Raw genomic sequence first — 10,362 nt, 5'->3', positions numbered from 1 at the left:
AGAGGTACTGGAATCATAATGAATCCTCCTGTATTTATTGTTTTAAGCACTGGATAGCCCTTAACTGAACCGTATTGTCATATAAAGTAGAAGTCTTATCTCCCACAACTGAGGCGTTTGACATCTGATAAAGCTTTACGTTGCTTTTCTGGCTCGTGCTTAAGTTTCTCCAATTTTACTAAGAGTTATTGTTGCTTCCGTCGATTTTTGATTTCAGCAAATAGTTGCCGCGCTTGTGGAGTCACAATAACTCGATATTCTACAGGCTCCATTTTTTAGTGTTCTCAAAGTTTAAAATCTGCTTTTAACTGTTGTAAGTCTATTATTTTTCCCCTATGGGCTGGTTGAATGCCGCATTGTAACTAAACCATAAATTTGCGATCGTAGAGAATTTATATGGTTCCTAACAGAGATTCAAATTGTTTAAAACTGAGCACAATGATTGCCGGTTTCCCATCCTTAGTGATGATAGCTGGCTCTGCTGCTAAGTCATCGGGCCACTTTAGCAGTTGTTGTTGCGCTTATGTTGTAATTGTCAAATATTTTGGCATATTTGCAGGGGTTAATTTTTATACTTATTATAGCCTGGTTAATCCACCACAATATCTTCGTTGGTAAATGTAACATCCTCATAAATAGCATCCATGCTAGCGCGAAAGTCCACGCTAGCCAAGTGAATTTCGCTTCCTTCAGTATAGGAATACAAAACCCACAATCCTTCTGCATTGCGACGAAAACACTCTACTCGCTGCCGCTTTTGACTAATTAACACATACTCTTGAAGCGTTTCTAAATTCTGGTAATCAGCAAACTTATCTCCGCGATCGAATCCTTCAGTTCCATCAGACAAAACCTCAATAATTAAACAAGGGTATTTTTTAAAAGATTTAAAAGCTCTGTCTCGCTCGTCGCAGCTTACCATCACGTCAGGATAGTAGTAGATATTTGCTGTATCAATTCGGGCTTTCATGTCTCCAGTGTAGAGCTTACAGCCATTGCCCCGGACATGATCGGTAAGTGTTTTGACTAAGTTGACACATATTGTCACATGAGATTCAGTAGCACCCGCCATTGCGTAGGTTTCGCCCTGAATATACTCATGTTTAATCTGGCTGAGTTCTTCTAATTTCAGATACTCTTCCGGTGAGATATAATTTTGGCTTTGATTGGCAATCATTGGCTTTCTATTGAGTTTTTTATGATTGTAGATGCCGATTACTTCTATTATACAAAACTCATTAGGATTTTTAAATTATTTGATCTATACTTTAACAAATAAGGTGGGCAATGCCCACCCTACTCTTAGTCCGCGAAGGCGGACTTTGTTTGTGTAGCCCCGAATGACCTTCGGCAGGTTAACATCGGGTTTCTAATCCGATTGTAATTAACACTAACCTCGATTCTTCTCCGACCAAATGCGGGTTGGCAGTCCCCAAACGTAGACAAATCCTTCGGCAGCTTTGTGGTCGAATTCGTCCTCTGCGCCGTAAGTTGCTAAGTCGAAACTGTACAGGGAATTTTCGGATTTGCGACCGACAATTGTGGCATTTCCTTTGAATAGTTTGAGGCGCACGGTTCCAGTTACTCGCTTTTGCGTGTCCTGAATAAATGCGTCTAAAGCTGTTTTTAAAGGGTTGTACCAAAGACCGTTGTAAATCATTTGGCTGTAGGTTTCTTCGATGCCTCGCTTGTATCGCGTTACATCTGCTGTCAGGGTCAAACTTTCTAAGTCCCGGTGCGCGTGCATTAACACTAAAATCGCTGGTGTTTCGTAAATTTCCCGCGATTTAATCCCGACTAGGCGGTTTTCAATCATGTCGATGCGCCCGATTCCGTGATTTCCCACTATTTCGTTGAGTTGGGAAATTAAGGCGACTGGTGATAAATCTTTGCCGTTCAAACTGACAGGATTTCCGCAATCAAAACCGATTTCAATGTATTCGGGTGTGTCGGGAGTTTGTTCGATCGCCTTTGTCATCAAATAGACCTCTTCCGGCGGTTCCGCCCAAGGATCTTCGAGGATTCCGGCTTCAATTGCCATTCCCAATAAGTTGCGATCGATGCTGTAAGGCGAAGACTTCTTCACGGGCGACGGAATGCCGCATTTCTCGCCGTATGCGATCGTTTCCTCGCGGCTCATTTTCCACTCCCGCGCCGGTGCTAAGATTTTAATCTTGGGATTGAGCGCGCCGATCGACACATCGAACCGCACCTGATCGTTTCCCTTACCCGTACAACCGTGGGCGATCGCATCTGCACCGTATTTTTCCGCAGCTTCTACTAACAATTTAGCAATTAGCGGGCGAGCCAGCGCCGTAGAAAGGGGATAGCGATTTTCGTAAAGTGCGTTAGCTTGAATTGCTGGAAACGCATAGTTTTTGACAAATTCCTCGGTAGCGTCGATCACCAGCGATTCCGAAGCACCGGATGCCAAAGCTTTTTTGCGGATCGGTTCTAATTCGTCTCCCTGTCCCAAATCCGCGGCCAGAGTAATTACCTCTTCCACACCCCACTCGTTTTTGAGGTAAGGAATGCAGACGGAGGTATCGACTCCGCCCGAATATGCTAGCACAACTTTTTTAGCGCGACTCATTGCTATTTACATCCTGAATTTAACTGACATCTTGCACCATTTACTATAATCCCGCTCCGGGGCGGGCAAGATGCCCAACCCACAAGAAAATTTAATTTGTGTGGAACAGGCCCGAAAGCCTGTTTCTGAGAATGGTGCAAGATATCCGATTTAACCGACTTTTCATTATGCACCTAATTGAGATCGATTCTTGTCAGAAATAGTACAGATTTATATATTCTTTTTTTGCTAAACTTTGCTATTTTGCGGGGGAGTTGCTGCGGAAAATCTGTTACCGTGGGATACGGTAACTGTGGCAATGGGGAAAAGGCGTGTTTTTTAGTGTTGTAATTCCGACGTACAATCGTAAACCGATTTTGGCAAAATGTCTGCTGGCTTTGGAAAATCAGCAGTTCGGTGAGATTGTCAGAGAGTATGAAGTAATTGTCGTGGACGACGGCTCGACGGACGGGACGCTGGAGTGGTTGGCGGCAGATGCGGACTTGTTGCCTCACGTGCGATCGATCGCCCAATGTCACCAAGGCCCGGCGGCGGCCCGCAATTTGGGCGTTGAAGATGCTAAGGGCGATACGATTATTTTTATTGACAGCGATTTGGTGGTAACAGAGCATTTTTTGCAAGCACACGCCGATGCTTTGCTACAGGGTTACAAAGATACTGATGCGGTTTTTACTTACGGCAGCGTGATTAATACTTGCAATTTCGACAATCCTACTTCCGAACCTTACAAAATAACGGATTTTTCGGCGGCTTATTTTGCTACGGGAAATGTGGCGATCGCCCGCCACTGGCTGCTGGCTGCTGGACTGTTTGACACTCGGTTTCAACTGTACGGATGGGAAGATTTAGAATTGGGTGTCAGGTTAAAAAAGTTAGGTTTGAAACTGATTAAATGTCCGGCTGCTGTCGGATATCACTGGCATCCACCTTTTAGTTTAGAGCAAATTCCGGGCATGATTGACAGAGAAATTCAGCGGGGCAGAATGGGAGTTTTGTTTTATGAAAAACACCCAAGTTGGGAAGTGCGAATGATGATACAAATGACTTTTTTGCACCAAATACTCTGGGGAGTTTTATCATTGGGCGGGATGCTGAACGAGCGGACGATGACTCCTTTTTTGCAGTGGTTGATTGACCAGGGCAAGCCGCAGTTAGCTTTAGAAATTGCTCGGATTTTTCTGAATTGGTATAACGTTAAAGCCGTGTACGCCGCAAGCGGGGAATTGCAGACCGAGACAAAGATACCATAAATCAGCCCGATGGCGCAAATAAAATATAATATATTGTAGGAGTTTTTCAGGGCGCATTGGTGTCAATTGAAGTTCCAATGTAGTAACGGTATACTGTTTTACAGTTATGCCTAAATCCCCCTAGCCCTGCTTAAAAAGGGCAATTTAGGGGGTTCAAGACTTGGATACAAACAAGACAGACAAAGGATTTTAGTCTTAAGTTGACACGAATAGTCATGGCTGGTTTAGTTGGCGTTTAGAGTAAGTAGATCTACTGAAAAAACCTAACACCGAGTCACTCGGTAAATGCAGGCGAAACCGGGTTATAGACACTGTAAAAGTTTTATGTTTAATCAAAGTTGCTTAGCCTCTGCTTTGAGCAAGCTCTGCTTTTCACTCGATTGACTGCGATAATTTGAGCCGCAAACATTTTCAAAGGACGCTTATTTTTGATATTATGATAGATGATTTAGGAGTACGCTATATATAGCCGATAGTTGTGCTAATTTCCCGGGAAGTGTGAGGTACAAGCGGTTAATAGCTTTAAAAAATATTCCCAAAAATAAAATTTAATAGTTCGAGAGCCTGCTGTGAATACAACTGACGGTAAAGATCCAAGACTAGAAACTATTACACTTCAAAACACTGTCTTACAAGAAAATATTTTAATGGTGGACGACCACCCAGAAAGCTTGCGGCTTTTATCCCAGCTTTTGTCTAAGCGGGGATATAAAGTTCGGCCGACACGGGATGGCAAATTGGCTCTCAACTTTGCTCTATCGAGTCCACCGGATTTGATTTTGCTGGACATTCTGATGCCAGGTATGGATGGCTATCAAGTCTGCGAACAGCTAAAAGCTTGTCCGGAAACCAAAGATATTCCTGTGATTTTTATCAGTTCTTTAAATGAAGTTTTTGATAAAGTAAAAGCTTTTTCGCTGGGGGCAGTAGACTACATTGCTAAACCGTTTCAAACAGAAGAAGTGGTGAGCCGCGTCGAAAATCAACTGCTTCTGAGCCGGCTTTATAAGCAAGTTTTAGCACAAAATGCGCAACTGCAAGCAGAAATAGAAGAACGCAAGCGGATCGAAGCAGAACTCCGAGACAGCCAACGCTGGCTGTCGGCCGTAATTCAAACGAATCCTAATCTTTTATACGTTTACGATTTGATAGAACAGCGAACTCTGTATATTAACCGCGAAATTTATAGCGATATTGGCTACAGCCTTGAAGAAATACAACAGATGGCAGGAGCATTTATTCATAACTTAATACACCCTGACGATTTGCCGGGACTCTCAGAACACATGAGCAGGATTGAGACAGCAAAAGACGGTGAAAGCTTTGAGTTTGAGTACCGAATTCAGCACAAAAACGGTGAATATAGTTGGTTTTTGAGTCGGGATACCGTTTTTGCCAGAACAGCGGACGACAAACCTTGGAAAATTCTGGGAACTGCTACTGAAATTAGCGATCGCAAACAAGCGGAACTCGAACTTAAAACAGCTTTAGCTGCTTTGGAACGGCAAATCAAGCAAAGATTTCTGCTAGAAACAATTACTCTGGAAATTCGCTACAGCTTAAAGCAGGATCAAATTTTTCAAACAGTGGCGGCCCAAATAGGTCGAATTTTTAATGCCGATTGCTGCTTGATTCACACCTACACAGAACACCAAAATCCCCGCATTTTTAATGTGGCTGAGTACAGAAAAACCGCGTCTAAATCGCTTTTAGATGTAGAAATACCAGTAAAGGGCAATCGTCACACTCAGTTTTTATTGTCCCAAGATCAAGCTGTAGTTGCTGATGATGTTTTTGCCGAACCTCTGCTAGAAAACGTCAGAGAATTGTACTGTCAAATAGGTTTGAAGTCGATGATATCCATCCGCACTTCCTACCAGGGAAAAGCTAACGGAATGATATGCTTGCACCAGTACGATCGCCCCCGCCACTGGACGCAAGATGAGATCGGATTATTGAAAGGTGTGGCGGCACAAATGGGAATTGCGATCGCTCAAGCCAATCTTCTCGAACAAGATAAAAAACAGCGACTTAAACTTCAGCAGAGCGAAGCTAGTCTAGCAGCAGCCCAGAAAATTGCCCATATCGGCAGTTGGGAATTTGATTTAGTCACTAAAAAAATTACTTGGTCAGAAGAAGTATTCCGCATTTTTGGTCTTGACTCAACCGCAACTGAACCAAGATCTGCCCAACTTTTAAAGATGTGTCATCCCGAGGACAGAGACTTGTTCCAACAAACTGTCAACCTGACTATATCACAAGGAATTTCTTACAAAAAAGAGTTCCGATTTTTGCATCCCAGCGGGCAAATTCTATACGTGGAAGGAAGGGGAGAAGCTGTTTTTAACGAAACCGCAGAAGTAATCAAACTGTTGGGAACAGTCATGGATATTAGCGATCGCAAACAAGCCGAAGCAGCTTTGCTTCTTAGCGAACAGCGAGAACGAGAAAAAGCGCAACAGCTAGAACAAACTCTGGAAGACTTAAAAAATGCTCAATCCCAGCTCATTCAAGCCGAAAAAATGTCAACTATCGGGCAAATGGTAGCGGGAGTAGCCCACGAAATTAATAACCCCGTCAACTTCATCTACGGCAATATTATTCCTGCCGCACAGTACGCTCGCGATTTGGTAGAATTAATCGCTCTCTACCAGCAACACTATCCCGAACCAGTTGCCGAAATTGACGAAAGATTGGCAGAAATAGAAGTAGATTTTATCGCTGAGGATTTTCCTAAAATCCTGGCTTCAATGCAAGAAGGTGCTAACCGTATTAAGCAGATCGTGCTGTCTTTGCGAAACTTTTCAAGACTCGACGAAACAGAGCGCAAAGTAATAGACATTCATGAAGGGATAGAGAGCACTTTGGTTATTTTGCAGCACCGATTGCAGTCACAGGTAAAACGTGGGGAAATTCAAGTTATTAAAAATTACGGCGAACTGCCAAAAGTCGAGTGTTATCCGGCTCAATTAAACCAGGTATTTATGAATTTACTGTCGAATGCGATCGACGCTGTGGAAGAGTCATCAGCAAACTGTACTTGCAAAGTTAACCAAATTCGCATTCTTACTGAAGTCAGCAGCGACAATCAAGTGTGTGTGCGGATTTCTGACAGCGGGCCCGGTATCCGTCCCGAAGTTCAGTCAAGGATGTTTGACCCGTTTTTTACTACCAAACCGATCGGCAGCGGCACTGGTTTGGGGTTGTCGATTAGTTACCAAATTGTTAAAGACGCCCACGGCGGTAAGTTGGAGTGTCATTCAGAAGTTGGCCGGGGGACAGAATTTGCGATCGAACTGCCGATTTTCCAAAAGTTGAAAGTTAAAACTTAGGATAAGCAGTTATATCATGCCCGCTAAATTAACCATAATTCTTGTAGTGGCCGGTTTACCAACAATCTATAATATAAGCCTGAAACGAGTGTAAACGCGCCCCTACCGTCATATTGGGGGCAATTCAACAAAGATTATATTAATCGTCTATCAGAACCTATTCTATGGTGCGTCATAACCTGACATTTTATCTAGTATTTCCTGTGAACGACCTGTCCTTTAGTTTAATGTCATCCTAAACATGATAAAATAAAGAGTTAGCCTTTAGAGGCTCCAGACGTTGCGCTGCTAAAATTAGTAGTGAATATTACAGTTGCTATTATACAAACTCTGTCAACATACGTCTGCTGTAGCGTCTACCACATTTTAACTGAATTATGACTGACTCAATTCGCTTCCTCATGTGCGCTCCCGACCACTACGATGTAGACTACGTGATTAATCCGTGGATGGAGGGAAATGTCCACAAATCATCGCGCGATCGCGCCGTCGAACAGTGGGAAAAACTCTACCACGTCCTCAAAGACAACGCCGTGGTAGACCTCGTACCGCCCGAAAAAGGCTGGCCGGATATGGTTTTCACCGCCAACGCAGGCTTACTTTTAGGCAATACCTTCGTCCTCAGCCGTTTCTATCACAAAGAACGCCAAGGCGAAGAACCCTATTTCAAAGCATGGTTTGAAAGCAAAGGTTTCACCGTGCACGAACTCCCGAAAGACTTGCCGTTTGAAGGCGCTGGCGATGCTTTGCTCGATCGCGAAGGACGCTGGTTGTGGGCCGGATACGGCTTCCGTTCCGAACTAGACTCGCACCCGTTACTAGCAAAATGGCTCAACATTGAAGTGCTTTCGCTGCGTTTAGTTGACGAACGTTTCTATCACCTAGATACCTGTTTTTGTCCCCTGACAGGCGGCTATTTGCTCTACTATCCAGCAGCATTTGACTCGTACTCAAACCGCTTAATTGAAATGCGAGTTGCGCCGGAAAAACGCATTGCCATTGAAGAAGCAGATGCCGCAAATTTTGCCTGCAATGCCGTCAATATTGACAAAATTGTGGTAATGAACAAGGTTAGCGAAGCCTTGAAAACGCGCATCACTAAGGCCGGTTTTCAAGTGATTGAAACGCCGCTGAGCGAATTTCTAAAAGCTGGCGGTGCTGCTAAGTGTTTGACGCTGCGGGTAACGGAACCTGTCCAAGAAGATCGATCGGCAAACGTGATGGTAGAAAGCCGCACAATTCGCATGGAAGGTCACTTGCTCGATGCTGGTTTAATCAGTCGCGCTTTAGACTTAATTATCGAAAACGGCGGCAGTTTCCAGGTGCTCAATTTCAATTTAGGAGAGCAGCGGCAAAGCACATCTTCTGCGGACGTTAAAGTTTCGGCTCCTTCCCACGATGTGATGGAAGAAATCATGGGACTGCTGATTGACTTGGGTGCAGTGCCCCCGCCGCAAGAGATTTGCGACGCTATTTTAGAACCGGTAGTGCAAGATGGTGTCGGCCCGGACGACTTTTATGTGAGTACGATTTATCCCACCGAAGTGCGGGTAAATAACCAGTGGGTGAAGGTACAAAATCAGCGGATGGATGGAGCAGTAGCTATTACAGAAGCGGCAGAAGGCCCAGTGGCAAAATGCAAATTATTGCGCGATTTAAAAGTAGGAGAAAAAGTAGTTGTTGATGTAGTCGGCATCCGCACCATCCGCAAAACAGAATCGCGGGAACAGCGCAATTCTCAAGAATTCAGCTTTATGTCGGGCAGCGTTTCTAGCGAACGCCGCGTCGAATTGGTAGTAGAACAAGTAGCGTGGGAATTGCGCCAAATTCGCGATCGCGGTGGCAAAGTTGTAGTTACGGCGGGGCCTGTTGTCATCCACACCGGCGGTGGCGAACATTTAGCGCATTTGATTCGCGAAGGTTACGTACAAGCGTTGTTGGGCGGAAATGCGATCGCAGTTCACGACATGGAACAATCGAATATGGGAACTTCTTTAGGAGTTGACATGAAACGCGGCGTAGCGGTGCGCGGCGGACACCGCCATCACCTGAAAATAATTAACACTGTACGGCGTTACGGGAGTATTGCAAAAGCTGTTGAAGCAGGCTTGGTTACTAACGGTGTGATGTACGAGTGCGTGAAGCATAATATACCCTTTTCTCTTGCGGGTTCGATCCGCGATGACGGGCCGCTTCCTGACACGCAAATGGATTTAGTTAAGGCTCAAGAAGAATATACTGAGCTGTTACGGGGTGCAGATATGGTGTTAATGCTGTCGTCTATGCTGCACTCAATTGGTGTGGGAAATATGACGCCGGCGGGTGTGAAGATGGTCTGTGTGGACATTAATCCGGCGGTGGTGACGAAATTGAGCGATCGGGGGTCGATCGAATCTACTGGAGTTGTTACGGATGTGGGATTGTTCCTAAGTTTGTTGGTGAATCAATTGGATAAATTGACCAGCCGCCATCATGTAACTCAATCTGTGTAGATTTAGCTAGTAGACATCTCCCATAATTATTGTGGAACAGGCATCGTGCCTGTTCCAGACAGGCAATTCTTGCGATGTCTAGTAGGGTGCGTCAGATTTGAGATTTTCAAGTTGTACGGAAAGCATATTTCTGACGCACCGTTTGGCGAGGTGCGTCTGTTTTGAGATTGTTGATTTGCATCGGAAATAATCTTACCTGACGCACCCTACATTAACTGAAGCTTTGGTAATTGTCAGCTTTTCTGCTACTTCGGTAATGGTCGGTTGTTGGAGTTGATGAATTGCATCAATGTACTGAAATTGGCTAATAGTTAGCTGTGATACGCTTGCGCCTTCTTGCATTTTTTTGGATGATGTATCAACTGTGTTGATAAATTAGATTAAAACTTCTTCCATTAAGCCTTTTTGACTGTTGAATACAGCGATCTCTTCAACATTTTATCGTCTCATGTTTGTGATTGGCGATCGCTATTCCATCCAACAACAAATATTCTCAAATAATTTGATGTGTTTTGGAGGACGATCGCCGATAACCTCTCCGAACTCAACAACGAAGCCAACTATTTTTGCTTGCTTAATCTCTGCTATAAACAGATAACTTAAACGGAGCGATCGGTTCGGTATAACGACCAAGCTCACCTGCCGCCGAAAGGGAGCGAGGAACGAGCGGACTGTAGGCGGTCGGGTGCAGCGCC

General features: G+C 44.4%; 6 protein-coding genes. 3 read left to right on the top strand and 3 right to left on the bottom strand.

Features of this window, described 5'->3' with window-relative positions:
* Positions 1–589: 589 nt before the first annotated feature.
* Together QUA54_RS30020 and QUA54_RS30015 are read right to left on the bottom strand one after the other, a co-directional pair.
* Positions 590–1,177 carry a Uma2 family endonuclease gene (locus QUA54_RS30020; RefSeq protein ID WP_333303447.1) on the bottom strand — a complete coding sequence of 196 codons (588 nt, stop codon included), beginning with the start codon at positions 1,175–1,177 and terminating at the stop codon, positions 590–592.
* Positions 1,178–1,390: 213 nt separating this feature from the next.
* Positions 1,391–2,593: an argininosuccinate synthase gene (locus QUA54_RS30015; RefSeq protein WP_333418188.1), complete on the bottom strand. Its 1,203-nt coding sequence runs from the start codon at positions 2,591–2,593 to the stop codon at positions 1,391–1,393.
* 311 nt (positions 2,594–2,904) lie between these two features.
* Between QUA54_RS30015 and QUA54_RS30010 the strand changes: the two genes are divergently transcribed.
* From QUA54_RS30010 to argZ, 3 genes are all read left to right on the top strand, one after another.
* Positions 2,905–3,843 carry a glycosyltransferase gene (locus QUA54_RS30010; protein ID WP_333418186.1) on the top strand — a complete coding sequence of 313 codons (939 nt, stop codon included), beginning with the start codon at positions 2,905–2,907 and terminating at the stop codon, positions 3,841–3,843.
* 569 nt (positions 3,844–4,412) lie between these two features.
* On the top strand, positions 4,413–7,175 hold the full coding sequence (locus QUA54_RS30005; protein WP_333418185.1) for a PAS domain-containing protein: 2,763 nt from the start codon (positions 4,413–4,415) through the stop codon (positions 7,173–7,175).
* A 377-nt stretch (positions 7,176–7,552) separates the two neighbouring features.
* Positions 7,553–9,667, top strand: coding sequence for a bifunctional arginine dihydrolase/ornithine cyclodeaminase (gene argZ / locus QUA54_RS30000; RefSeq protein ID WP_333418183.1), 2,115 nt, complete (start codon positions 7,553–7,555; stop codon positions 9,665–9,667).
* Positions 9,668–9,859: 192 nt separating this feature from the next.
* On the opposite strand, the gene QUA54_RS29995 is transcribed toward argZ, so the two are convergent.
* Positions 9,860–10,009: a hypothetical protein gene (locus tag QUA54_RS29995; RefSeq protein WP_333418182.1), complete on the bottom strand. Its 150-nt coding sequence runs from the start codon at positions 10,007–10,009 to the stop codon at positions 9,860–9,862.
* Positions 10,010–10,362 lie beyond the last annotated feature (353 nt).

Source organism: Microcoleus sp. MOSTC5 (genome assembly GCF_036701825.1).
Classification (GTDB): Bacteria; Cyanobacteriota; Cyanobacteriia; order Cyanobacteriales; family Microcoleaceae; genus Microcoleus; species Microcoleus asticus.
This window is presented reverse-complemented; position numbering and strand designations above follow the sequence as displayed.

Coding starts and splice junctions, on each gene's coding strand:
- QUA54_RS30020 (WP_333303447.1), bottom strand. CDS start 1,177: ATGATTGCCAATCAAAGCCAAAATTATATCTCACCGGAAGAGTATCTG.
- QUA54_RS30015 (WP_333418188.1), bottom strand. CDS start 2,593: ATGAGTCGCGCTAAAAAAGTTGTGCTAGCATATTCGGGCGGAGTCGAT.
- argZ (WP_333418183.1), top strand. CDS start 7,553: ATGACTGACTCAATTCGCTTCCTCATGTGCGCTCCCGACCACTACGAT.
- QUA54_RS29995 (WP_333418182.1), bottom strand. CDS start 10,009: ATGCAAGAAGGCGCAAGCGTATCACAGCTAACTATTAGCCAATTTCAG.